The following is a 19,323-nucleotide window of genomic DNA, read 5'->3' on the forward strand; positions in this document are numbered from 1 at the left end:
ACGGAGCGCACGGACAACATCCCGTGTCCTGGTCCCTCCTCGCATTCCACCAAACGCCGCAATGGATTCCTCTAACGAAATCCCCGCAAGCATGGCTACACACGTCTGTCCGCACAGGCTTGATCCAGGCGGTTGGTAAATATGCTGCAGCACAAGAGCACCTCCGTGGCGATAGATATAAGAATAAAGAATATTGCCAGCCCCAAAACGGCTGAATCCCTTGCCCCGCAAGGATTGAAGGCCTTTTTTTGAGCGCTACGAGCGTACCACTTTTCACCCCAAAAAGTATATGTTTCATATCACTGCCAAAAACGAGGTTGAGCCTTAGAACCACAAGGTTTCGTGGCCTGTTGGCTTCTGGCAACCCCCTATTCAGAATTCGGGTCTTCGCCGGCCTCTGTGATCTCCTGCCTGAACAACTGCATCAAGCTTGTTTCCGCCTCCTTCCCGTTTAGCGAATAAAGAGGATTGATTGCCAACGCTGCCCTGCCGCCAATGTCGATCCGCCGGAGAATCCGCTGCTCGATGAATGACTTGACGATCTTTCTTGCCTGCGGATATGAGCAGTCTGCAATCCGGGCCAGCTCCTTGATCGTGAGCGGCACGCCTTTCTGGCCGCGCTCGTTGTCCCCCAAGAGAAGATTGGTACCCTCACTGGCATACGGCGCGATCTTCAAGAAAAAACCAGCCTCAGCGAGTGACAGCTTTCTGAGCCGTCTCTTTGCCTTATGGCTGGCTTTGATCTTCACGAATTTTGCGCTGCGGCCGACAGGCCGGAATACTTTAACGATCTCGTCCGGGCGCCGGAGGATTTGCTCCTCGTAGAAAACCTCCCCCGTGTCCGGGTCGACGAATTGGCGCACTACACGTCACCCACCTCCATGAAAAAAGCACCACGCGGGTGCTTTGTCACTACTCTCTTAAAAATCTGTTCAATCTATCCATTGAAGTTACTGTTAAAAAAGGGAAATTTAAGTTGTGTTTATCAACGCCTGGAGTCAAGACCCTTTCAATGATTAAATCATAAATCACTTCATTCACCAGCATTGCATCTGAATCGGAAATGTCAACATACTGCGTGGTACTATAGTATTGATTACCTGTTGTTATTGCACCAATTTCTCCTCGCGCTTTCAAAATGTTTTTGATATTTTCGTGAATCGCAGCAAACTGTGTTTTGGGATTATCCTTGAGAAAACGTAGTGTTGCTTGCAAAACTTCCTCTTTTGTCATCATAACACCTCCCTTCCTCCTGCATCTTTCGACATAAGGGGAAGATTTCCTGTTACTTTTTTACTATTTGTGGGTAAAAACCCGCCCCGTTTCCGAGGCGGTAGGAAGGGGGTTCTCGTGAAAGAAAAGTGTTCCTTTCACTTATAGGTGGCATTCGCACGACAAAAAACAGCCTCATCCAACAAGGAAGAGGCTGTTCATCACCCGTTCCGATATTTTTTGTTGCGCGCGTTTGATGTGAGTGTCTACGCTGCTCTTTGTAATGCCGAGCATATCCGCAATCTGTGAATGAGTGAAGCATTCTCCATGCGCCAGCACGTAGCACTCCCGTTCCCTCTCGCTGAGAATGCACAGCGCGTCTTCGATCTGCTGCCGTTGCCACTCCGTCAGGTTTGCCGGACTTCCGGCCGTGCTGTTTGCCACAAAAGCCTGCATACGGATCGGATCCATGGGCTTCTCCCGCTGATACGCAGCCAGCCGTTCAACTCCCCGCCGATTCCCCGGTCGACGCCCAGTTTCCAACCACTCGATAACGAATTCAACGTCACCGATCATCTCGGACAGAATCTGCCGCTCGGCCAGTGTTCTATCGTCCAGCACCTTTTCGCCTTCTCTGCGGGCCTCGTAGGCGCGTTTCAGTACCCGTCTAGTCTCTTTATATTCCCGAAGCAAATCCTGCATGAGAACCCCTCCCCAATGCGTCTATTTGCGTCTGTTACCCCGATCTTTGAGAAACCGCCGCAGCCCCACGTCGCCCATAAGGCGCTGTAGCTCGTCGAACGTAAACACATCTGCCGGCTTCCCGCGTGCCTGCGGCGGTTGTTTCTTCAGTCGTTCCCTTGCACGCTCCAGGTGCTCAGCAAAACTGATCGGCTCTTTCTCTTTCCTCCGCTTGTACTCCATAATGTCGTGTATCTTTACCACGGCTTGTCCTCCTATCCGGCAAAATAAAAAGGGCGCCAGAACAACACCCTTGTTGGGTGAAGATTCTGACGCCCTCCCGTATCTCGGTATCAGGCTGTTATTAAAATAATTCGCTTTCGCGGTAATCCACCTTGGCAATCTTTCCCTGACTTGATTTTACCACGGTTTCGCCGTGCTCTACCAGTGGGACCAGCTTGGCTTTTCCTTGTTTCGGATCCACCAGGATCATGGCCGGCTCTTTTCCCACTGGGACCGTGATCGTCATTGTCTTTATATCGATTTTCAGTTCCTTTGCTCGTGCGCTCATCTTCCTTCCCCCTCGCTGCCCGTAGTATAATAATGCTGACGAATACACTTTCGTGCTCCCGGGCAGGGGGCTTTTCTTTTTACACAGTATCCACTGAGTTAAGAGTCTTCGTGGCTGCCGAACGCAATAGCAGCCATCAATTTTCCTGGTCGTTTGTCGTGCTTTTCTTCGATCATCCTTCTCAGCTCGTTGCAAGACGGGCAAAAGTCGAATCCACCTGGTGCTGTGGTTGCACAATCCTTACATATCTCGTTGTCACATGTCACATGATAGCCGCCGATCATCTTCCCTTTTTCTTTTGCCGATGTCCAAGCATATCCGATTACGAAATCACAAAACTGTGTAGCCTCTTTCTTTTTACAGAATGAGCATGGATACTTCGGCATTTTCAGGACTTCAACCATGCTCTCTCCTCCTTGGGTTCACACGTAATGGTTTGTTAATGCTTTATACTTGGTAAGAGTACGACTCTTGCACCATTTCGAAATATTCATCTGGCAGCACATCTTTAGCAACCTGGCACCAATATCCCAAATCCTGAACAGCTTCTGCCAGCTCATCGATCGCCTGCTGTTCTTCGATCTCCTTCCCGTCTAAAAACCATTTGCCAGCTTCGTTTCTTTCCAGCATGTGCGCGCCCTTTTTATGCAGGCATACTTTGATTGGCTTCATCGGTTTCACAAACTTCACCCCATTTATCACATCGTGTGATCAAAACGGAATGGCATCGTCGGAGTAGACGTGGATGGTGATTGGCCCCAAATAAACGTGGTACCAGCCGCATCTCCGGTTGAAATAACCGCCGATCATCCATCGCCGCAGATCCACGTCAGACCAAATGGTCCATGTCCCTACCTTCACCGCTACCGTCCTCCCGCATTGTTAGATCTTCACAAGCACGTCGCAGCTGTAATTTGCCCAGTGGATTATGTTCCCCTTCTCGTCCACCCAACGGACGTAGACACTTTTCCCGGATTTGGATATGCCGGTGATCTCTCCCCTGGTCAACTGCCGGTACCAGAGATTATTGCCACTGCTCTTCCTGTGCCGGACATAATCGCCAACTTTTAACCCGTTCAATGCTTCTGTGCGCATGTGGTTTCCTCCCTTAGCGGTGTGTATCCAGGAGCAGCCGTGGTAGACTGCTCCCGATTCCGCCCTACTCCGTCCACCATGCAATGCATGGAAACTCCTTAACGTCCTGTACCCATTCACGTACAGTGGTTGTGATATAACCAACGCCACTGGGTGACTCCACTTGGGTCGGTTTGTCCATCGGATAGTCGTCCACATCATACTCTGCAAACTCTTCCTCACTGATGCCTGTTTGTTGCTTGTACCACTCAACGACGGAATCCCGGTCATAACCCACGACTACCTCATATCGATCGGGTCCGATGGCGAAAGCTTTTAAATCCTTGGTCTTTTCAGCCAGAATGGAATCAAGCCATTGATTTATGTCTTTTCTCAGCTCTTCGTTGGTCGTTTGCTCCGCATATGCTCTCAGTGCTGCGAATGCCGCCCGGTCTTTATCTGGCCGGAGAACAAAGCAACCTTCCACCAGCTCCCCGTTCTCCTTCTTACGAACCTCGTACTTCACATACAGACCTTTGTTTTCCATCGTTCTTTCCTCCCTCATTTCTTGTATTCCGCTGCCTTCGCAATATAAGCAAATTTCATTCTGGTCAAAATAGCCCTTTCCATCGCAAGCGTGGCACTTCACCATTTGATCCCGACCTTTATTACCCTAGCTGCACCCCCGGCAGCGAGAAGATCGTTTGCTGGCCGACTTGATCCGCTGCCACCGGGTTTATCCAGACAACCTCTGTACGCGGTTTCCCCCGGTCCGCAAATCCTTTGATTTCTTCTCTCCTCCAATGTTTAAGTCGTTCGTCATACAGCGGATTCGCGTAACCTGATAACATGACCGGACCAGGATGTTTGTCCAGGATCTCGAGTAATTCCATGTGGTCGTCGTCCGTCATTTCATACCGGTACATTCGATTGCTTCTTGTAGAGAGTACATAAGGCGGATCGGCATAGATAAACACTCCCGGATATCTGTATCTCTCGATGATTTTGATTGCCGGCTGGTTTTCGATCTGGACCTCTTTAAGCCGTTCTGAAACCACAAGGATTTCATTCGGTAGTTCTGACCACTGTTTAGGCCATGTTTTGTGTGGTGCTTTATCTAATTGGATATTGCTTCTCCATCCGGTCCGATCACTTGTTTTCGCCCCGATTGCTTGCCAGCAGCGCACCAGGAACCGCCGGGCATCTTCCAGTTCGTCGTCGGTTTTCTCATAGGAGAGGTTGTATTCTTCTCGGGAGTATGGTGTCCACCTGATCTTTTCAGCCAGTTCCTCTTTACGATCCCGAATAACCTTGAACAGATTAATAACGTCATCGTCAAGGTCGTTTACTGTTTCAAGAGGTGACCGTGGTTTGTTGAACAGAACAGCTCCGCTGCCGAAGAACGGTTCCAGGTAGACATCATGTTCCGGCATGTGTTCGATAATCCAGTCCGCCATGCTCCATTTGCTTCCGGGATAGTGCAAAATTCGGGGGTATTTCATTGAACCACCACCAGCGATTCCTCGTCCTCCTGCGGCATAACCCAAATCTCCTCTGCAGCCATCAGCCAGGTTCCGTCCTGTGCCGCCAGCAATGACCGCAGCATTGTCTCTGCGATGGCTTGGGCGGCAGCTGGAGGGACGGCGTTCCCGATGCGTTCCCGCCACTTGGCGTCGTTGTTGCCGACCAACTCAAACGGCGTTCCATCGGCAAGATGGGTAGGGAATCCCTGCAGCATGGACAGCTCGTATGTCGTCAGTGGCCGGTGCCATGTTCCGTCTTCGGCGATGATCACCCAGGTGCCGCGCTCTCCATCGTCGGGAATCCGCGGATCAGCGACGGCCGCCGCGCCGGCGTGGATGTCTCCGCTGCCGATTACAGTCTTGGCGGGCTCGTCCCACCGTTGTACGCCGAGCGTTCCAGATCGCGGCGCGCAGCCGAGGCGCGGGTCGGCTATGCTTTGCGCACCGGACTGAATGTCAGGTGTGCCTGTTACCGTGCTGGCCGGGCCCTCCCAGTCAAGCACCTGCCGTTTGTTCGTATATCCCTTAGCAACTCCCAGCCTAGGGTCTGCGATGCAAGGAGCACCGTTGTTCGGCCGGGCGGCACCTGTAATCGTATTGGCCGCATCCTCGTACTTCATCACCCGGTAGATCGCGCCGTGTGTGCCTTCCCTGAAGCCAGTACGAGGGTCGCTGATTGCCGGTGCACCGCTTCCGAATCGGGTACCGGTTACGCATTGGGCCGGCTCGTCAAAACGCCCCACCCGGTACACTCCCGGATGCCTCCCCTCTCGTTCGGGCAGCCGCGGGTCGGCGATCGACACAGGGGCGTTCATGATTCTGCCGGCGGATCGGATTGTCTGCGCTGGTCTGTCCCACTCCTGCACCCCGTATCCGCTCGGATACATCGATTCCAACGTCAGGCGCGGATCCGCAACTGCCTGTGTCCCGTTGCTCCGCCCGAATCCTGCTGCACCGGTCACGGCACCGCTCGGCTGATCCCACTCACCTACCGCCATTGCTCCTTTGCGAGGTTCGTACTCGATCCGGTACTTTTCCCACTCGATCTTCTCCAGGTCCCGCCAGTCACCGCCGGCCGGGATAAGCGCCAGGCGCACCCAGGTTTTCCACTGCAGCCGTGGAAGTCTGTGCATCTTTCCTCCCGCCGGGTCATCTGGCAGAGGTAGGGGCCCCAGCACTTCACCGATAGCCCGCACGCGGCGCGCCGGGGGCTTGTAGACGAAGTTGGGCAGTTTTTCCGGATTCCGCGCGATCAGCAGATAGCGTCGCCGGTGTTGGGCCAGCCCGCCGATTTCGCCGCAGTCGTGACTACTGTCGTGAAAAACATATCCGTATTTGCCTAAGAGTCGTTTGATTTCTTTTAGGAGGTGGCCGCCGCGCGTGGTGATCCTTGGCACGTTCTCCAGCAGGAACAGTGCCGGCAGATCGTCTTGAAATGCTTCAAGGCAGAGTCGCATCCCCCTGACTGTCAACTGGTTGAGGGCTTGATACTTCTTCGTTTTCGCTGACTTCTCCGGAAGCAGACCTGAGAATCCTTTGCATGGCGGGCTGGTGAATACGATGTCCGGGGCCTGACGCCCTGCTGCGAACCATACGTCGTCAGCGGTCGCCTCCCGCCATTCTGCCGGCGGCTCCTGCCCGTGAAAGTCGATGTACTGCTGCCGACTGAACAGATCCATCTGCACCGCCGGCGCGCCGGTGATCCGCTCGAAATCGGCGCACGCCTCCGGGTCGCAGTCAATTCCGGCCAGCGTTTCTATCTGGCCGACAACACCGCGCCACTCCTCCCGGGCCTGCTGGAACCCGAGAGCGCCGCCTCCGATGCCACAAAACAAGTGCAGCGCTAAGAATGTAGTCTGCATCGTAAACCTCCTCGTCTTTCTTTGTCACAACCGTCTGTGATATGCTCCCGGAAGAGGAGCGTGATTTTGATGGAAAAGTCGTTTTATTTCATCGTGCCTTGGGCTGATGCTAAGAAATACACTGATGCGCTAAAAGCTCTCGATATACCGCATGTGATCGAAACTCCCGATGAGATTCCTTCGCTTGCCCCCGGTCAACTCGCCATCGTTTTTCCCAGCCTGCCTATCCGTGTCTATGCCAAGGTGCGGACTCTCTTTGGCCGGGACGGGGAGCCGTATTGATGCTACCTTACGATCCCGTCACCCAGCAGATTGCCGCGGTTATTTCTGCTGCGTAAACGTACATCCTGGCAGACCGTATCATTTGCCGCTTTCTCGCATCTCTTCGCGGATGACCTTCTTTTGCCATTCCAGCCATTCTTGTTTACTCGTATCGCTCATCTTCCGCACTCTCCCTGTTCAACATTCGACTATCTCTACTTCAACTCGCGGCCGCTCGCTATACCATTTGCTGACGGACACCTCAACGACCTGGGAGTCGTCCTTCCATACCACGTTTTTCAGCGCATCCTTGATGCCTTTGAGGTAGTTGTCCGCATCAGGCTTGGATGTTGGCCGCAGTTCCCCGGCCTCCGCCTGCGCTGCCCTCTTCTTGCTGAACGATTTGGGGATTGGACGGTATACATTTACCTTGAGCTGCAACGGCCCTTCAATCAGCTTGGACGGTGCGTGTTCACTTGCGACCAATCTGACATAATCTTTGTAATCGCGTGACTTCTGTGGGTCGTACAAACGGACGAATCCCCCCGCCGTTGATGCCCGCGGTCTTCCCTGGGCGACAGGTTCGCCGTACACGGTGAAGGCGATCACCTGCTTTTCTCCGGTGGTTACCATCATCTACGCCCCCTTTCGCCGATGCTCCATTTCCACCCGATGCAGGTGGTCAAGCAATTCGTCCAGCGGGACCTCGTGTAGGGCCCTGCCGGCAATCTCGTTGATACCGTATTTCTGCAGTTCCTTGATCACTGTGCAACGAATCAACAACACGCTTCCTACTCCTTTCTCGCCATGTACACGTAATTTCCGTCCCTTCTCAACACGAGGTAATCAGGATACCGTAGCGCATATCCGTGCCACCAGTTTTTGAGCGATTGCCGCCGGACCTCGTCGTTCTCGATGGCAAGCAGGTGCTCGGGGATCGGGATCTTGACGAGGATGTCGCCGCCAATCCTACTCATGGTAGTAAACCTCGCTTATTCGCTGGATCTGCTTTTCAAACCGGATTAGGATGTCCCTGTCTTTTCCGCTGCGGCGCACTTTTCGCTTTCGAAGCCAGTGCGTCGCCTGTGGATACTCCTGTTTCTCTTCGTCGTCCACACGCTCGATGTACAGCGCCACGTCCGTGTCGTTCAGCATTTTTCTGGCGCCTTCCAATTTGCCTTCCTCGGTGAGCTGCGCCAGCAGGATGACCGCGCAATCAAGTTGCTGGGCCAGTTTCTTTGACTCCTTAGCGATTCGCGAGAGGATCTGCCACTCCTGAAGGCCGGCCCGTTTCATATCCGCATCCATCTCCATCCGGCCAACGTAGTCGATGATCAGCAGATCCAGTTTCCCGTACTTGTGCTTGAACTTCCTCGCCAGCCCACGTGACATGCCTGGTGTCAGTTCTGGCAGTTCTGATAGAAACAGCTTCTGATTCGCTTTCGCAATGGAGTTTGCCGCCCATTCGATATCTGCTCGCTTCTTGGCGATCTCGTCCGGCGTCCCGGACAGTTTGGCCGTGTACACCTCGCTGAAAGGTACACCAGACAGGTTACTGATCATCCGGAACACCATTTCTTCCACCTTCATCTCGGTGTTCTGGTAATACGTCCGGTAGTTTCCGTGTACGGAAACCCACAGTGCCAGATTGAGGGCCAATGCCGTTTTCCCCTCACCGGTCTGCGCGGCAATGAGCATGAGGTCCCCACCCTGCAGGCCGCCGGCCGTCGCTACATCAATGCCCGGGAAACCCATGACCGACCCATCTTCCCGTCGCTTGGAAAACGTCATGCCGATGTAATCTTGGGCCTCGCGGGTGTAGAACGTCTCCAATGCCCTGGTCGCTGCCTCTTTCGCGTTGATGACCTCTTTGTTCTCCTCAGCTGAGACGATGGACAATATCTCGTTTTCGACCATGTCTGACAGTTCGGACGCCTGTGTGGCCATGTCAAACGCTCTTTCCTGCAGCTGTTGACCGACTCGGTAGTATGTACGTCGTAGGTGATAGTCGTAAAAACGGTCAAGCAGGAAGTCAGCTCGTTCTGCAGAGAGAAACACCCCGGACGCTTCCACAACGGCGTTGAAGGCTTCCATGTCGCCACTATCCAACAAGCGATTGGCCAGCGTCTTGGAGTCGGTTGGCAACCCCTGTTCAAACTGTTCGATCAAGCAGCTGAATGCTCGTTTGATCGACTCTGTGACGAACCAGACAGGTTTCGCCCGAGTGATGATATCCACCAGCTTGTCCTTGCTGTGCATGGCGATGGCGAGCACTTCCGCCTCCAACTCAAACTCGTTTGGCAACGAGATCACACGTCACACCTCCAGTCTCCCGTAGTGGCTCTTTGGAGGATCGTCCTGCCAAGTGGGTTCGCCGTTCGCGGCAGCCTGTCGCCGACCGCTATGGATAGGTGTCACCTTGGCTGCTTTTGTTTTCTCAAACTCGGCCTTTGCCTGTCGGAACTGCTCAAGGGTTCTGACGTTTTGCTGCAAGCAGCGTCTTAGTACCGTGACGATGTATGCCCAGGACCGTTTTTCATGCACAGCTGCTTCCTTGATAGCCTCAATCATGATCAGATTAGGTTCATCGAAGTAGCCACCATCCAGCCAATCGAGAAAGTCATCTCTGATCACGTCGGTGAAAGGACCGATTTCCTGCTGGTACAACAGTACAGGATCAACTTCACTCGCGTGCACGGGATGAGGAAGAAGAATATTATTTAGTTTTTGTTTATATAATGTGCCCCTCCCGGTGCCCCTCCTGTGCTCCTCTCGTTGCCCCTGCTGTTGCCCCTCCTGTTGTCCCTCTCGTTGCCCTTTTTGAACAATCGGGAAATAATTTATGCTATATTTCCCAGCTTGATTTACTCTAGTTGCCTTCTTGTAGGTGATGAGGCCAAGGTCAATGAGTTGCTGGCGGGCCCTTTCGAACTCTTTCCTACTCAGCCCGGCATATGATTGCAGCACCGCATTAGGAACAGTAAATTCCTGCGGCCACCCAGCCTTATTGCAAATGGCCATCAGTTCGTACCATAATGCAATTGCGCTGGCAGGCAGCGGGTTCACTTCCTTCCATCTGTGGAACGCTACAATCTGCTCTAAGTAGTTCATTCCTCGGCCCCTCCCTTCGTTTTTTCTATGAGACCAACCGTTTCCCCATCACTTCCAGGAAGGTGACCGGCACCTCCCAGGCCCTCTTGCGCTTGTCTAAGCACCGCAAACGCGCCCACGTCTCGCTTCCGCGCCGGAAGGTCGCAACAACCTCCCAGCGCATGAAGCGGAGCATGTAGATTTGTCCAACCATGGGCATCACCGCCTACTCGATATCGTTGAAGATATCGTCGTCGGTCATCTGTGCCGTTTCCACGGACGTTTGATTTGCCAAAGCAAGCTGTTTCAATTCGTCCGCGCTCATTTCTTGTAGCAACGTGATCATTTCACTGGCTGCCTGCTTGTCCAATTCCGACACGGAATCAACACCGTGGATGCTCTTGATGATCGCTTTCAGTTCGTCGTCAGATAGCCCTTTTTTGCTGGCGACCGTGCGAATCGCTTTCTGTTGTGCTTCTGAACTTGCCCCAGTCATCTTGCTGCCGATGGATCGCTGCTGTTCTTTCTGGCGCTCCTGTCTCAACCGCTCTTCCCCAGCGCGGCGGGCGGCATCCAGCGAACCTCCGAGATCCATATCCTCGATGTCCTGGGTAAAGAATCCGCTTGTCCCGGTGGCTTGTAGCGTAGCACCGACCAGCGCCCGCTTGATCGCCATTTTCTGCAGCGTGTTGACGATGCTGTACACGTCCTGGTTCTTGTACCGCTTTTCTTTGCTGTTGGCCGAGCCCTCGCACTCGGCCACCACAATCTCATGCGTTGGATACGTTTTGACGATCGTCACCCGGTACACGTAGTAGAAAAACCCGTTTTCCCAATCCTCCGTCTTGTGTACGCAATGGATGCGGTGGCCGAGGCCGTAGAACTGAAGCAGCCGCTCTGCGCCGGGTTTCAAGAGAGTCGGCTTTGGCGTCCCGGGAATGGTATCGTAGTCCACCCCGGATCGCATAATCTGCGTACGAATGGCATCAAGCTTCTTCAGATTCGCCGCGGCCTGCTCCAAGGTGACAGCCACACTTGGAACATACTCGATGGTTACCGGTTGTTGGTTATCAACGACTTGCAATTGTCGAGCTTGCATCATTCAGCCACCTCGACTCTCAGAGCATCCGGCTGTTCCGTCACCTGAATGCCGTCGATGATCGTACCGGTCTCGGGATCCACCACGCGACCGTCATCCAGCACCTGCACGTTCTCTTTCAGCGTCACCTTGTCCAGCTCGTGCTTCACGCGGATGTACTTCTCCAACCCCGCCGTTTTGACAGATTCCAGCGCCTTCTGCTCGTCGTAGTTCCACTTGGGCTGTTGCTTGCGGAAGGTAACCTTGCCGTATGGCGTCGATGCCTTCCACTTCGGGTCTTTTGCGCGTTGCTCCCGGGCGTATTCCTCGATCAGCATCATAAAGAACTGCCGGCTGTCCTCAATTGACCGCTTTTCTTTATCAAGCCACTCTTGGATCCGGGCCTTTTCCTTTGCAGCCAACTCCCGAGCATCCAGCAGTTTGGCGTCTAGTGCTGCCAGTTTCCGCAGCGCCCAATTGAGAGAGTCCAAACCGTCGATTTTGAATCGTTGCTTTACTTCCGCTTCAGGAAGTTGAAACTTCATTTCCTGCAGCTCGTCTATTTCGAGCGCGTACAATGGATTCATTGCCATGTAAATCCCTCCTACTTGATCTTTGAGGGCCGATAAGCTACGATAAAGGTGATTCCCAATCGATGCTTATCGACCGTGACTCAGCGTGGCCGCGCTGGGTCTTATTCTTTTGGCGTGAAGTATCCGCAGATCGGACCGCAGAACGGATAAATTTTGTCATCCCCTTCGTCCCCGACTTCTTGCACCTTTCTGCAGTTGGTCTCGTAGTTGATAAAGTGAACACAGTGGCAGCAATTCGCTAGGTCGTGTCGCGGTTCACCATCAACGAACGGGAAGAAATCTGCTTTGCAGTTGTCCCATTTATGAGGTCTGATCTCCAAGCCTTCCATGTCTTCACCCCCTCTCTGTTTGATCACGAGGCCGCCGCGCCCCATCCTCTGCGCGGCCGCTGCAGCTCCAAGGCTGCGCCGCTTGTGCCTCGTTATGTTGTTGCAGGGCGGGCAGGGAATCGAACCCTGCATGGCCATACCCGAACGGACTCTATCGAGTGCCTGCTACACCTTAAATGGCCGCTCCACCACAGCGCGTCTCACCTTTCCGCCACCGCCCTGGGAGGTTCGTCCCTCCGAGGGACCCACAATCGCCTGTGAGCCCCGCGCGGGGACGAAGCCCGCTTATGCTTTTTCCATTCGCTTAATAACTTCCAGAAGATGCAACCTTGCCCGTCGCTGCTGAGGATCTCCAGTGTCGAGCATGTCTACCACATACCTGATTGCTTCCGTTTCCTTTCGCATCCGCTCGATCTCCGCCTCAGCCTCCACCGCCCGCTGAATCCAGTGGGGTAGGGCTTCGCGGGACTCAGTTATAAATCGGGTGTCATTCCTCATCTGAAAATCACCGCGCATCCGAAACGCCTTAAACAGTGGAACGCCGTTCTCTTTGGTTACTTGATCATGATCATTGCGCCACGGTCCCGGCGTAGCGGCCTCACACATAGCCAAGTCCGCCGCAGCGTCACGCTTCGTCATGCCTCCACCCTCCTAGCGGACAAGATACTGGCGCCGTGCCATGGATCAGAAAACTTCCGTCCTGTCATCTGGCAAAACGTTCGTTTGGCTTCCGTACTGTTTCGAGCTTCGATCCTCATGCGCTCGGACTCCCATTTCACGCCTACCTCGTAGATCGCCAGGTCGCGTTTTTGCTCGGTCATCCCAACAACCTCCTTGCCTGCTCCCGCAGCGCTTCCCGGTTTTCTTCCTCGCTCCGATCCGGCCAGGTGTCGATGATATACCGGATCTCTTCAAGCACGTCCTCTGCGGTGATCATCAGGCCGTTGTCGACCTCTTCCATGATCTGCGTCGCCGCGTGCTGCTGTCGGATCGGCTCCGTCTTGGCGACATAGGACGGGAAATCAAGCAGTGGCCCGTTCAAGATAGGTCGCCTCCTCTTCTTGCTGTTCCACAGGGGCTGCGACCGGCTGCAGACTGTTCAGGAAGTCGCGGAGCCGTACGATCTCTTCCCAGCTCCTCAGCACAACTTCCTGGGCGGGCGGCCATCCCTGACCCGGTACGAAGTCGGGATAGTCGGTGATCTTGAGCCGGCCGTCCGTGGTGTAGACGGCCATCCGGGCGAAGTCGCCGCCGATGTATTCGATGGCGGCAATGCCTCGCTCTCTCAGCGTCTTGTCCATACTCTTGCCCTCCTCATGTAGCTGTGGTAAGCTACCAGTATCCGAATATTCGTTGTGGTTTGATCAGGCCGTCTGTTCGCTGCAGGCGGTCGTTTCTTTTTGTGTCATGCGTTCCAGCTCTACCATCTCGCCCAGGGTGATCACTTGCCGTCCGATCGGACGATCCCCGTCACAAACCAGTTCGATCACTCCTGCTGCTGTCGTTAGGTCTTTCATGCCTTTTCCTCCTTTCCCTCAACTTGTTTCCGAAACGCTGCCAACCGTTCAGCGTACAGTTGGTTCTGCTTTTCCCCATTCGGCGAGAAACTTGCCATCAAGGCCGCATCATATGCGAATGTATGCTGCAGGGTTTCCAACAGGCGTCGGTTCCAGTTGTGGTTTGGCCTCATAGGCTTGTCTCCCCGGTAAGGAGCGCTTCTTGTCGCTCTCGCCGCATCAGTTCTCGCGGGTCACTGACGACGATTTCCAAGGCCCGTGCTTCTGCAAGCCAGTTGTGTTGGTGGATCGCCGGGTCAATGCCGTACTTCTCGTCCATGATGATATGTACATCGTCTCCGGCTTGGAAAAGGTCCTCTATTTGTTTGCCAAGGTGCTTTAGTAACTGCTCGTCCGCTGTAGAGAGCGATTGCCACGGGCGCCGTCTTCGTTCCCACTCGATGACCCGCTCGGCCTCCGCGATCACGTCCTGGCACTGCTTGATCAGGTTGTACAAGGCTGTCGTCAGGTTCACCATCAGACGCGGATCAGTCGGAGGCGGAGCATCACCGTAGAGGTGCTTGAGCATTCGGATCGCTCGGTGGTTCCCGCAGGCTCGAACAAAATCTTCCGCGTCCTCCCGCATAGGGATTGTGCGGCCGTTGATCACATCGGACACCCAACGCGCTGATCGTCCGATCATTTTCCCCAGCGCTTCGTGCGTCAACTGTTCGCCTGTTCTTTGGTGCCGGAATGCATATTCACAGATGTCTGATATCCGTGAACGGGAATAAATCGAGATTGGTTCGTTTCTGTTCCCCATCTGTTCCCCTCTCCTCTATTGAGTTTTCCAGGTACGATAAAACTGTGCTCATCTTCCGAACTCTCCCTCGGCTTGCTGAGGGGCTCTCTTTTTATCCAGGTATTCAGCAAAGGCTATCGCATCATCTGCGTGGATTTCGTTTACTGCCACGTCTTTTAGTGGGCCACGAGAATCCAACCAGAGTTGCACGAAGACCTTCATGCACCTGCAGTCAGCGACAAGAACTTTTCGGACTGCTACTCCACACGCAGGCGGTAGAACTTCGTCCTTCAGGATTTCGCAGCTGATTCCCTTGGCTTGCAGGTCGGCGACGTATTCGGCCAACTTTTGCTCAAGGTGCGGAAATGTTGGTTCTGGTTTCGAGCTCAGATGCTGGCTGACAAACTCTTTCCAGGCCGCCAGCAGCACTTGCCTACGTTCGCGTAAGATGTCTCTGTGCTCCGGATTCAGCAGCATTGAGAAGCGCAAACGGCGGTATGTGAGACCGAACCAGTGGCCGGCGTTTCGGAAGCCGTTTGTGCGATTCCTTCTTTCTAACAATGCTGCAAACTCATCTTTTGTAATCATCAGGATCACCGCCTTTCGTGATTGGTGTGGTTGCTTTGACGGGTGGAGTTTACTTCCTCACCAGCAGGAAGCACCACTTGCCACAGCTCTTCTCGATGTCGATCAGCACCCAGCCTTCCTGCAGCAGTTGATTCGCTTCCGTGTCGCGGGTGGTGCGGCGTACTTGCTTGATGTCGGTGAAATCCATGTTGGCCTCCTTTCGGGCCTGTCCATTTGCCCGAGACCGGGCAATGTTACGCACTATCGTGCTCCCTAGCTGCTTCGGCCTTGGCAACGTGGATCAACGATTCGATCCACGCCCGTTTGAACATCCTGACTTCCGGCAGATTGTCGTTTTCTTTCCACCATCGCTCTTGTTCTTCGGGTGTCATAAGCGGCAGAGCCGAACGTATCTTGATGATTGTGTTGCCGATCTGTGTGACATAAGTTGGTCGTTTCAAAGGGTCTCGATCTTGATCCATGCCGGCATTCCCCCTTGAACTATGGGTATGCCGTTGAGGGAGTGGGACGACCCTGGACATTTGCTCAACTCCTTTCAAGCGGATTGTTGGTCTTCGATGCTGTTGCACAACATTTTGTTGTGCGATTGCTCAAAAAAAATTTCCGCAGGTTCTCGTTTGAACAGTTTGGCAATGGCAAGTGCTAGATCCAACTTCGGAGTTCTAACCCCTTGCTCGATCATGCCGTAATAGCTGACCGTTATAGAAATGCCGTATTCATCACGCAACTTTTCCGCTACCGTCTTTTGTGACCATCCTTGCTCTTTTCTCAAAGCGATCAATACGGTTCGCTTTTTCATTACCTCACCTCCCAACATTTTGTTGTCTATATAATACCCAACATAAAGTTGTGTGTCAATACAAAATAAAACTTTTTGTTGTATTTATTCAATATACCCAACTGTTAGTTGTATAATGATCCCTAAAGCCAACGAAAGGGGGTACCGACGTGGCATCCTTTCATGAGCGCCTCAAGGCACTAAGACAAAAGCACAATCTGAAGCAAAAAGACGTTGCAAAAAAACTTGGTATTACCGTAAGTGCTTATGGCTATTACGAACAGGGCCGTCGTGAACCTTCTGTGGAGACACTAAACCAGTTGGCGGCATTATTTGATGTTTCTGTTGACTATTTGGTTAATGGTCGGCGTGCTGTAGACTTTACGCTGGACGAGCTTCTCCAAGAGAAAGTAGACGATCCAGACGACTACTTTTTCCTCGATGGTTATCTGCATGCTACAGTAGAAGAGAAAAAGGAGATCCGTCGGTACTATTACGAACTCAAGAAACAAATGCGTGAGAATAACATTAAGCCTATCGAACCTCCATCCTTGTTCGATATCACAGAAGAAATCAAAAAAGGCCCTAAAAATGATTAGGGCTTTTCATAAACAAATAAAATCGAACATATGTGCGTGGTGTTGCTTTGTGAATAAGAACAAGAGGAGAAAGAAACCTCAACCAATTCCAAAACCAATTGCGTTTCAGGACGGGACAATCGCAGTCGAGGATTTGCCCTTTCCGATCGTCCATTATCCTAGCCACTATGGAGCTTTTTTTGCTTTCCAACGAGACAAGTACTCACCTATCGTTCTTTGCTCATGCACGAAAAAGGCTATTATAAATTACGTCGGATTTAGAAGACATCAAGGGTACAACAAACTCAATCTATCCAGAGGTTCTTTGCTCGATCCGTTCGAATTCCCTTTACATTTCATTGTTGCAATAGTCGAAACGAAGTTTCCATCCGACCAGGTGCCAGATAACTTACCTTTTCAGGACAGACTTTGTCATGAATGCAATCTGGCGGTACCAAAATATAGATACTGCGATGAAATGTACGGCGGGAAGTTTATGCAAACATACGGATGGTATGTCAACAAAATGGCGTATGAATTGGGTGTTTGTCACTGGTCTTATATGCTTTTTCCTAATGTTCAGAATCATGCACCAGAACTCAAGGCACTATATAAAATCCCTATTTCTCCCTACGTTGCAATGACTGGAGATATTGCAAAAGAGGCACAGAAACAAAGCAGAAAGATTCATAACTACATAGAGAATAAGGTACGAGAAATTTTTGGGTATAAAAAAGTGGGTGAAGCCTGGACCAATGAAACGCTACTCTACACCTTAGTAATGAAACTTTTCCCTGAATTTACAATTCACCACCACTATAGACCTGACTTCTTGGAAGGGTTAGAGTTGGACATCTACATCGAAGAGATAAATGTCGGTATCGAGTATCAGGGGATTCAGCATTTTGAACCTGTCGAGCATTGGGGCGGAGTAGATGCGCTGCGACGCACACAAGAACGTGATCAACGGAAAAATGAACTATGTACCATTAACGGAATCAGAGTAATTTATTTTTACTACTATGAAGATTTGACTGAAGAATTAGTCAAGCATAGAATCCAGGTGCATATGTAATTAATACTTTTTTTAAACATTTACCGAACATATGTTTCTGTTTTGGGAGGAATGTGCCAATGGTCGAAGATTTGTACAAACCACAAACCTGGTTGGAATCACAAGTTTACATGTTGCTCAAACACCACGGCATCCAGAATCCTGAAGAAATTGACTTGGAGACATTATGTGCTACCTACCGGATCGAAATTTGGACGATTAACGGCAGGAGTAGAACCCACCCTCACCCATCGCGCCCGGGGTGGCACGTGATCGCTGTAGACGAATCACTGGATCCTATCACCAGAAGATTGAAAATCGCTCATGAATTTGGGCATTTAGTGCTCCACGTAGGAGTACAGCCTGATCATCATAGCCTCCTGATCGACTGGCAAGAGGCACAGGCCAACCATTTCGTTGAGCACCTTCTGATGCCGTTCTACATGTTTGATCGCTTTGCGTATAAGGTAACCCTGTATGACGCTCCTAAGTACATAGCACAACTATTTCGGGTGCCAGAGCGCATGGCAAAGCAGCGATTTGATCGATTTCTCAGCAGAATGTATGTCCGGGGCTATGCCCATTACATTTAAGGAGGAATGAACTATGAAAAAAGTACACATTGTGGGAAAGGCGTATTCGGAGGCATTTTTCGATCTTCCGCTCGAGGATGAAGAAATCTCCTTAAAGCCGTACATTGAGGTTGCACCGTATCATGTTTCTCGCTTTGGACTACAGATGGATGATGACGGCTTGGCTGGGTTGGGCATTGAGCGAGGCGATTTCCTTCTGATTTCCGATTTTTCTGCTGAGCCGATTTTCGGCAAGCCGGTCATGGTGCGGCAGGAAGGACAATTCTTAATTCGCATTGCTGCAGATGTCAATCCAGTTGAATCGACATTTACTACTGTAAACGACATATATCCGCCCATGACACTGCCTTCAGAAAACATTCGGATTATCGGAGTAGTGTCTGGCTTCATAAAAGCATCCGATGAGGTAAAACTGATTGATCCCTATGAGATTGTATTAGAGTATGAGTAACAAAAACGGGAGCGCATGATGCGCTCCCTAAATATTACGGATAATCTATGTATGGGCGATTTGAAAATGGATGACAGTCTCTAATACGGGAAATGGTTTTTTTAGTAGCTATCCAAAATGGGTATTTCTTAAAAGCCATGATCCCATAATTAGAACAAGAAGGATAATGCAAGCACTTCGGCGCTCTGTTCTTTTTCAGCATTTGATATATCTTGATTAATTGTACTACGATGGTATTCATGATTCTTTACCCATGTTTTCTATAATTTCAGAATATACTTTACGAACTTCAAATCCCTTTTCTTTCGTTGGCATAGGTATTATCACTGTACCCCCTGAAGTGCTGATTCTTAGTTCAAACATTTTTACTGAGCTGCATCCTGATGTTTTTTGTCCCTCTGATACTTCAACAAACGAAATTTTTTCCAAAGGGAGAATTCCGTCCTTTTCAACAGTAGTGTTGTTCTCGACAATTTTCGTTTTGTACAGGACTCTTTTATTGGTCACGGAAATCCAGTAATTTTGTCTTGATTTCGAACTTCCGCAGCCTCCCTCAAATGCGATGAAGGAAAAGTAATAAACTGATTCCTGGGACATTAGTTGTGATGTCAATTCTGAAGGCAGCCCTTCTTTGATCGGCGATAAGGTCATTATGCTCCCCTCCAAGCAGGCAAAATTTACTACAATACCACTCGATTCGACAAATTAC

At 51.6% G+C, this 19,323-nt stretch carries 37 protein-coding genes and 1 tRNA gene; 5 read left to right on the forward strand and 33 right to left on the reverse strand.

Annotation, left to right across the window (positions count from 1 at the left end; all coding sequences use genetic code 11):
* Positions 1 to 368 precede the first annotated feature (368 nt).
* The 12 genes from G3578_RS20885 to G3578_RS07525 form a co-directional block, all read right to left on the reverse strand.
* On the reverse strand, positions 369 to 863 hold the full coding sequence (locus tag G3578_RS20885) for a hypothetical protein (RefSeq protein ID WP_165210849.1): 495 nt from the start codon (positions 861 to 863) through the stop codon (positions 369 to 371).
* Between the two features lie 49 nt (positions 864 to 912).
* Positions 913 to 1,233: a hypothetical protein gene (locus G3578_RS07475; RefSeq protein WP_165210852.1), complete on the reverse strand. Its 321-nt coding sequence runs from the start codon at positions 1,231 to 1,233 to the stop codon at positions 913 to 915.
* A 174-nt stretch (positions 1,234 to 1,407) separates the two neighbouring features.
* Positions 1,408 to 1,914 (reverse strand): sigma-70 family RNA polymerase sigma factor, encoded by a 507-nt coding sequence (locus tag G3578_RS07480; RefSeq protein WP_165210855.1) that lies wholly within the window; start codon positions 1,912 to 1,914, stop codon positions 1,408 to 1,410.
* 21 nt (positions 1,915 to 1,935) lie between these two features.
* A complete protein-coding gene (locus G3578_RS07485; RefSeq protein WP_165210858.1) occupies positions 1,936 to 2,157 on the reverse strand; it encodes a hypothetical protein in 222 nt (73 codons plus the stop codon).
* 100 nt (positions 2,158 to 2,257) lie between these two features.
* The gene (locus tag G3578_RS07490) at positions 2,258 to 2,464 is read right to left on the reverse strand and encodes an XtrA/YqaO family protein (protein WP_165210861.1); all 207 of its coding nucleotides are present in this window, start codon (positions 2,462 to 2,464) and stop codon (positions 2,258 to 2,260) included.
* 98 nt (positions 2,465 to 2,562) lie between these two features.
* Positions 2,563 to 2,868 (reverse strand): hypothetical protein, encoded by a 306-nt coding sequence (locus G3578_RS07495; RefSeq protein ID WP_165210864.1) that lies wholly within the window; start codon positions 2,866 to 2,868, stop codon positions 2,563 to 2,565.
* Positions 2,869 to 2,911: 43 nt separating this feature from the next.
* Positions 2,912 to 3,136: a hypothetical protein gene (locus G3578_RS07500; RefSeq protein ID WP_165211036.1), complete on the reverse strand. Its 225-nt coding sequence runs from the start codon at positions 3,134 to 3,136 to the stop codon at positions 2,912 to 2,914.
* 39 nt (positions 3,137 to 3,175) lie between these two features.
* The gene (locus G3578_RS07505) at positions 3,176 to 3,325 is read right to left on the reverse strand and encodes a hypothetical protein (protein ID WP_165210867.1); all 150 of its coding nucleotides are present in this window, start codon (positions 3,323 to 3,325) and stop codon (positions 3,176 to 3,178) included.
* A 21-nt stretch (positions 3,326 to 3,346) separates the two neighbouring features.
* Positions 3,347 to 3,559 carry a hypothetical protein gene (locus tag G3578_RS07510; RefSeq protein ID WP_165210870.1) on the reverse strand — a complete coding sequence of 71 codons (213 nt, stop codon included), beginning with the start codon at positions 3,557 to 3,559 and terminating at the stop codon, positions 3,347 to 3,349.
* A 64-nt stretch (positions 3,560 to 3,623) separates the two neighbouring features.
* Complete coding sequence (locus tag G3578_RS20700; protein WP_206529547.1) at positions 3,624 to 4,085, reverse strand: hypothetical protein; 462 nt, start codon at positions 4,083 to 4,085, stop codon at positions 3,624 to 3,626.
* 121 nt (positions 4,086 to 4,206) lie between these two features.
* Positions 4,207 to 5,040: a DNA adenine methylase gene (locus tag G3578_RS07520; RefSeq protein ID WP_165210873.1), complete on the reverse strand. Its 834-nt coding sequence runs from the start codon at positions 5,038 to 5,040 to the stop codon at positions 4,207 to 4,209.
* Positions 5,037 to 6,923, reverse strand: coding sequence for a DNA cytosine methyltransferase (locus tag G3578_RS07525; protein WP_165210876.1), 1,887 nt, complete (start codon positions 6,921 to 6,923; stop codon positions 5,037 to 5,039). Before G3578_RS07525 ends, G3578_RS07520 begins: the two co-directional genes overlap by 4 nt.
* Before the next feature lie 69 nt (positions 6,924 to 6,992).
* Here G3578_RS07525 and G3578_RS07530 point away from each other — a divergent pair, with 69 nt between their 5' ends.
* Positions 6,993 to 7,205 carry a hypothetical protein gene (locus tag G3578_RS07530; protein ID WP_165210879.1) on the forward strand — a complete coding sequence of 71 codons (213 nt, stop codon included), beginning with the start codon at positions 6,993 to 6,995 and terminating at the stop codon, positions 7,203 to 7,205.
* A 177-nt stretch (positions 7,206 to 7,382) separates the two neighbouring features.
* Here the strand turns inward: G3578_RS07530 and G3578_RS07535 are convergent, their stop codons facing one another.
* The 19 genes from G3578_RS07535 to G3578_RS07625 all read right to left on the reverse strand — a co-directional run bounded on the left by G3578_RS07535 (position 7,383) and on the right by G3578_RS07625 (position 15,959).
* On the reverse strand, positions 7,383 to 7,793 hold the full coding sequence (locus G3578_RS07535; RefSeq protein WP_165211039.1) for a RusA family crossover junction endodeoxyribonuclease: 411 nt from the start codon (positions 7,791 to 7,793) through the stop codon (positions 7,383 to 7,385).
* A 27-nt stretch (positions 7,794 to 7,820) separates the two neighbouring features.
* Positions 7,821 to 7,970 (reverse strand): hypothetical protein, encoded by a 150-nt coding sequence (locus tag G3578_RS07540; RefSeq protein WP_165210882.1) that lies wholly within the window; start codon positions 7,968 to 7,970, stop codon positions 7,821 to 7,823.
* A 5-nt stretch (positions 7,971 to 7,975) separates the two neighbouring features.
* Positions 7,976 to 8,161: a hypothetical protein gene (locus G3578_RS07545; RefSeq protein WP_165210885.1), complete on the reverse strand. Its 186-nt coding sequence runs from the start codon at positions 8,159 to 8,161 to the stop codon at positions 7,976 to 7,978.
* Positions 8,154 to 9,497, reverse strand: a complete 1,344-nt coding sequence (locus G3578_RS07550; RefSeq protein ID WP_165210888.1) for a DnaB-like helicase C-terminal domain-containing protein — start codon at positions 9,495 to 9,497, stop codon at positions 8,154 to 8,156. The genes G3578_RS07545 and G3578_RS07550 overlap by 8 nt, the downstream gene beginning before the upstream one ends.
* Before the next feature lie 3 nt (positions 9,498 to 9,500).
* Complete coding sequence (locus tag G3578_RS07555) at positions 9,501 to 10,295, reverse strand: DnaD domain protein (RefSeq protein ID WP_165210891.1); 795 nt, start codon at positions 10,293 to 10,295, stop codon at positions 9,501 to 9,503.
* A 205-nt stretch (positions 10,296 to 10,500) separates the two neighbouring features.
* The gene (locus G3578_RS07560) at positions 10,501 to 11,373 is read right to left on the reverse strand and encodes a hypothetical protein (protein WP_165210894.1); all 873 of its coding nucleotides are present in this window, start codon (positions 11,371 to 11,373) and stop codon (positions 10,501 to 10,503) included.
* Positions 11,373 to 11,945 carry a host-nuclease inhibitor Gam family protein gene (locus G3578_RS07565; RefSeq protein ID WP_165210897.1) on the reverse strand — a complete coding sequence of 191 codons (573 nt, stop codon included), beginning with the start codon at positions 11,943 to 11,945 and terminating at the stop codon, positions 11,373 to 11,375. The genes G3578_RS07560 and G3578_RS07565 overlap by 1 nt, the downstream gene beginning before the upstream one ends.
* A 101-nt stretch (positions 11,946 to 12,046) precedes the next feature.
* A complete protein-coding gene (locus tag G3578_RS07570; RefSeq protein ID WP_165210900.1) occupies positions 12,047 to 12,274 on the reverse strand; it encodes a hypothetical protein in 228 nt (75 codons plus the stop codon).
* 103 nt (positions 12,275 to 12,377) lie between these two features.
* Positions 12,378 to 12,495: transfer RNA gene (locus G3578_RS07575), tRNA-OTHER, on the reverse strand.
* 64 nt (positions 12,496 to 12,559) lie between these two features.
* Positions 12,560 to 12,913 (reverse strand): hypothetical protein, encoded by a 354-nt coding sequence (locus G3578_RS07580; RefSeq protein ID WP_165210903.1) that lies wholly within the window; start codon positions 12,911 to 12,913, stop codon positions 12,560 to 12,562.
* Positions 12,910 to 13,095 carry a hypothetical protein gene (locus tag G3578_RS07585; RefSeq protein ID WP_165210906.1) on the reverse strand — a complete coding sequence of 62 codons (186 nt, stop codon included), beginning with the start codon at positions 13,093 to 13,095 and terminating at the stop codon, positions 12,910 to 12,912. The genes G3578_RS07580 and G3578_RS07585 overlap by 4 nt, the downstream gene beginning before the upstream one ends.
* Positions 13,092 to 13,316, reverse strand: coding sequence for a hypothetical protein (locus G3578_RS07590; RefSeq protein WP_165210909.1), 225 nt, complete (start codon positions 13,314 to 13,316; stop codon positions 13,092 to 13,094). The genes G3578_RS07585 and G3578_RS07590 overlap by 4 nt, the downstream gene beginning before the upstream one ends.
* On the reverse strand, positions 13,297 to 13,575 hold the full coding sequence (locus tag G3578_RS07595) for a hypothetical protein (protein WP_165210912.1): 279 nt from the start codon (positions 13,573 to 13,575) through the stop codon (positions 13,297 to 13,299). Before G3578_RS07595 ends, G3578_RS07590 begins: the two co-directional genes overlap by 20 nt.
* 63 nt (positions 13,576 to 13,638) lie before the next feature.
* A complete protein-coding gene (locus tag G3578_RS07600; RefSeq protein WP_165210915.1) occupies positions 13,639 to 13,791 on the reverse strand; it encodes a hypothetical protein in 153 nt (50 codons plus the stop codon).
* Positions 13,792 to 13,960: 169 nt separating this feature from the next.
* Complete coding sequence (locus G3578_RS07605) at positions 13,961 to 14,593, reverse strand: helix-turn-helix domain-containing protein (RefSeq protein ID WP_165210918.1); 633 nt, start codon at positions 14,591 to 14,593, stop codon at positions 13,961 to 13,963.
* Positions 14,594 to 14,641: 48 nt separating this feature from the next.
* Positions 14,642 to 15,160: a hypothetical protein gene (locus tag G3578_RS07610; protein ID WP_165210921.1), complete on the reverse strand. Its 519-nt coding sequence runs from the start codon at positions 15,158 to 15,160 to the stop codon at positions 14,642 to 14,644.
* Between the two features lie 49 nt (positions 15,161 to 15,209).
* The gene (locus G3578_RS07615; RefSeq protein ID WP_165210924.1) at positions 15,210 to 15,347 is read right to left on the reverse strand and encodes a hypothetical protein; all 138 of its coding nucleotides are present in this window, start codon (positions 15,345 to 15,347) and stop codon (positions 15,210 to 15,212) included.
* 46 nt (positions 15,348 to 15,393) lie between these two features.
* Positions 15,394 to 15,621, reverse strand: coding sequence for a hypothetical protein (locus G3578_RS07620; RefSeq protein ID WP_165210928.1), 228 nt, complete (start codon positions 15,619 to 15,621; stop codon positions 15,394 to 15,396).
* A gap of 74 nt (positions 15,622 to 15,695) precedes the next feature.
* A complete protein-coding gene (locus tag G3578_RS07625) occupies positions 15,696 to 15,959 on the reverse strand; it encodes a helix-turn-helix transcriptional regulator (protein ID WP_165210931.1) in 264 nt (87 codons plus the stop codon).
* A 149-nt stretch (positions 15,960 to 16,108) separates the two neighbouring features.
* On the opposite strand from G3578_RS07625, the gene G3578_RS07630 reads away from it, so the two are divergent.
* From G3578_RS07630 to G3578_RS07645, 4 genes are read left to right on the forward strand one after another with little or no spacing between them, the layout of a single operon-like run.
* Positions 16,109 to 16,537 carry a helix-turn-helix domain-containing protein gene (locus G3578_RS07630; protein ID WP_165210934.1) on the forward strand — a complete coding sequence of 143 codons (429 nt, stop codon included), beginning with the start codon at positions 16,109 to 16,111 and terminating at the stop codon, positions 16,535 to 16,537.
* Between the two features lie 49 nt (positions 16,538 to 16,586).
* Positions 16,587 to 17,591, forward strand: coding sequence for a PDDEXK family nuclease (locus G3578_RS07635; RefSeq protein ID WP_165210937.1), 1,005 nt, complete (start codon positions 16,587 to 16,589; stop codon positions 17,589 to 17,591).
* 59 nt (positions 17,592 to 17,650) lie between these two features.
* Complete coding sequence (locus G3578_RS07640) at positions 17,651 to 18,163, forward strand: ImmA/IrrE family metallo-endopeptidase (protein ID WP_165210940.1); 513 nt, start codon at positions 17,651 to 17,653, stop codon at positions 18,161 to 18,163.
* A gap of 13 nt (positions 18,164 to 18,176) precedes the next feature.
* The gene (locus G3578_RS07645) at positions 18,177 to 18,614 is read left to right on the forward strand and encodes a LexA family transcriptional regulator (protein WP_165210943.1); all 438 of its coding nucleotides are present in this window, start codon (positions 18,177 to 18,179) and stop codon (positions 18,612 to 18,614) included.
* 34 nt (positions 18,615 to 18,648) lie between these two features.
* Here the strand turns inward: G3578_RS07645 and yidD are convergent, their stop codons facing one another.
* The gene (gene yidD, locus G3578_RS21350) at positions 18,649 to 18,855 is read right to left on the reverse strand and encodes a membrane protein insertion efficiency factor YidD (protein ID WP_165210946.1); all 207 of its coding nucleotides are present in this window, start codon (positions 18,853 to 18,855) and stop codon (positions 18,649 to 18,651) included.
* Positions 18,852 to 19,265, reverse strand: a complete 414-nt coding sequence (locus G3578_RS07655) for a PH domain-containing protein (RefSeq protein WP_165210949.1) — start codon at positions 19,263 to 19,265, stop codon at positions 18,852 to 18,854. Before G3578_RS07655 ends, yidD begins: the two co-directional genes overlap by 4 nt.
* Between the last annotated feature and the right edge of the window lie 58 nt (positions 19,266 to 19,323).

The sequence above is a fragment of the Brevibacillus sp. SYP-B805 genome (genome assembly GCF_011059135.1).
Taxonomy (GTDB): domain Bacteria; phylum Bacillota; class Bacilli; order Brevibacillales; family Brevibacillaceae; genus Brevibacillus_F.

Excerpts from the sequence above, each read along its gene's own strand:
- G3578_RS07475 (WP_165210852.1), bottom strand. The coding sequence starts at position 1,233 with ATGACAAAAGAGGAAGTTTTGCAAGCAACACTACGTTTTCTCAAGGAT.
- G3578_RS07480 (WP_165210855.1), bottom strand. The coding sequence starts at position 1,914 with ATGCAGGATTTGCTTCGGGAATATAAAGAGACTAGACGGGTACTGAAA.
- G3578_RS07490 (WP_165210861.1), bottom strand. The coding sequence starts at position 2,464 with ATGAGCGCACGAGCAAAGGAACTGAAAATCGATATAAAGACAATGACG.
- G3578_RS07495 (WP_165210864.1), bottom strand. The coding sequence starts at position 2,868 with ATGGTTGAAGTCCTGAAAATGCCGAAGTATCCATGCTCATTCTGTAAA.
- G3578_RS07500 (WP_165211036.1), bottom strand. The coding sequence starts at position 3,136 with ATGAAGCCAATCAAAGTATGCCTGCATAAAAAGGGCGCGCACATGCTG.
- G3578_RS07510 (WP_165210870.1), bottom strand. The coding sequence starts at position 3,559 with ATGCGCACAGAAGCATTGAACGGGTTAAAAGTTGGCGATTATGTCCGG.
- G3578_RS20700 (WP_206529547.1), bottom strand. The coding sequence starts at position 4,085 with ATGGAAAACAAAGGTCTGTATGTGAAGTACGAGGTTCGTAAGAAGGAG.
- G3578_RS07520 (WP_165210873.1), bottom strand. The coding sequence starts at position 5,040 with ATGAAATACCCCCGAATTTTGCACTATCCCGGAAGCAAATGGAGCATG.
- G3578_RS07525 (WP_165210876.1), bottom strand. The coding sequence starts at position 6,923 with ATGCAGACTACATTCTTAGCGCTGCACTTGTTTTGTGGCATCGGAGGC.
- G3578_RS07530 (WP_165210879.1), top strand. The coding sequence starts at position 6,993 with ATGGAAAAGTCGTTTTATTTCATCGTGCCTTGGGCTGATGCTAAGAAA.
- G3578_RS07545 (WP_165210885.1), bottom strand. The coding sequence starts at position 8,161 with ATGAGTAGGATTGGCGGCGACATCCTCGTCAAGATCCCGATCCCCGAG.
- G3578_RS07555 (WP_165210891.1), bottom strand. The coding sequence starts at position 10,295 with ATGAACTACTTAGAGCAGATTGTAGCGTTCCACAGATGGAAGGAAGTG.
- G3578_RS07560 (WP_165210894.1), bottom strand. The coding sequence starts at position 11,373 with ATGCAAGCTCGACAATTGCAAGTCGTTGATAACCAACAACCGGTAACC.
- G3578_RS07565 (WP_165210897.1), bottom strand. The coding sequence starts at position 11,945 with ATGGCAATGAATCCATTGTACGCGCTCGAAATAGACGAGCTGCAGGAA.
- G3578_RS07570 (WP_165210900.1), bottom strand. The coding sequence starts at position 12,274 with ATGGAAGGCTTGGAGATCAGACCTCATAAATGGGACAACTGCAAAGCA.
- G3578_RS07580 (WP_165210903.1), bottom strand. The coding sequence starts at position 12,913 with ATGACGAAGCGTGACGCTGCGGCGGACTTGGCTATGTGTGAGGCCGCT.
- G3578_RS07585 (WP_165210906.1), bottom strand. The coding sequence starts at position 13,095 with ATGACCGAGCAAAAACGCGACCTGGCGATCTACGAGGTAGGCGTGAAA.
- G3578_RS07595 (WP_165210912.1), bottom strand. The coding sequence starts at position 13,575 with ATGGACAAGACGCTGAGAGAGCGAGGCATTGCCGCCATCGAATACATC.
- G3578_RS07600 (WP_165210915.1), bottom strand. The coding sequence starts at position 13,791 with ATGAAAGACCTAACGACAGCAGCAGGAGTGATCGAACTGGTTTGTGAC.
- G3578_RS07605 (WP_165210918.1), bottom strand. The coding sequence starts at position 14,593 with ATGGGGAACAGAAACGAACCAATCTCGATTTATTCCCGTTCACGGATA.
- G3578_RS07610 (WP_165210921.1), bottom strand. The coding sequence starts at position 15,160 with ATGATTACAAAAGATGAGTTTGCAGCATTGTTAGAAAGAAGGAATCGC.
- G3578_RS07615 (WP_165210924.1), bottom strand. The coding sequence starts at position 15,347 with ATGGATTTCACCGACATCAAGCAAGTACGCCGCACCACCCGCGACACG.
- G3578_RS07620 (WP_165210928.1), bottom strand. The coding sequence starts at position 15,621 with ATGGATCAAGATCGAGACCCTTTGAAACGACCAACTTATGTCACACAG.
- G3578_RS07625 (WP_165210931.1), bottom strand. The coding sequence starts at position 15,959 with ATGAAAAAGCGAACCGTATTGATCGCTTTGAGAAAAGAGCAAGGATGG.
- G3578_RS07640 (WP_165210940.1), top strand. The coding sequence starts at position 17,651 with ATGGTCGAAGATTTGTACAAACCACAAACCTGGTTGGAATCACAAGTT.
- G3578_RS07645 (WP_165210943.1), top strand. The coding sequence starts at position 18,177 with ATGAAAAAAGTACACATTGTGGGAAAGGCGTATTCGGAGGCATTTTTC.
- yidD (WP_165210946.1), bottom strand. The coding sequence starts at position 18,855 with ATGAATACCATCGTAGTACAATTAATCAAGATATATCAAATGCTGAAA.
- G3578_RS07655 (WP_165210949.1), bottom strand. The coding sequence starts at position 19,265 with ATGACCTTATCGCCGATCAAAGAAGGGCTGCCTTCAGAATTGACATCA.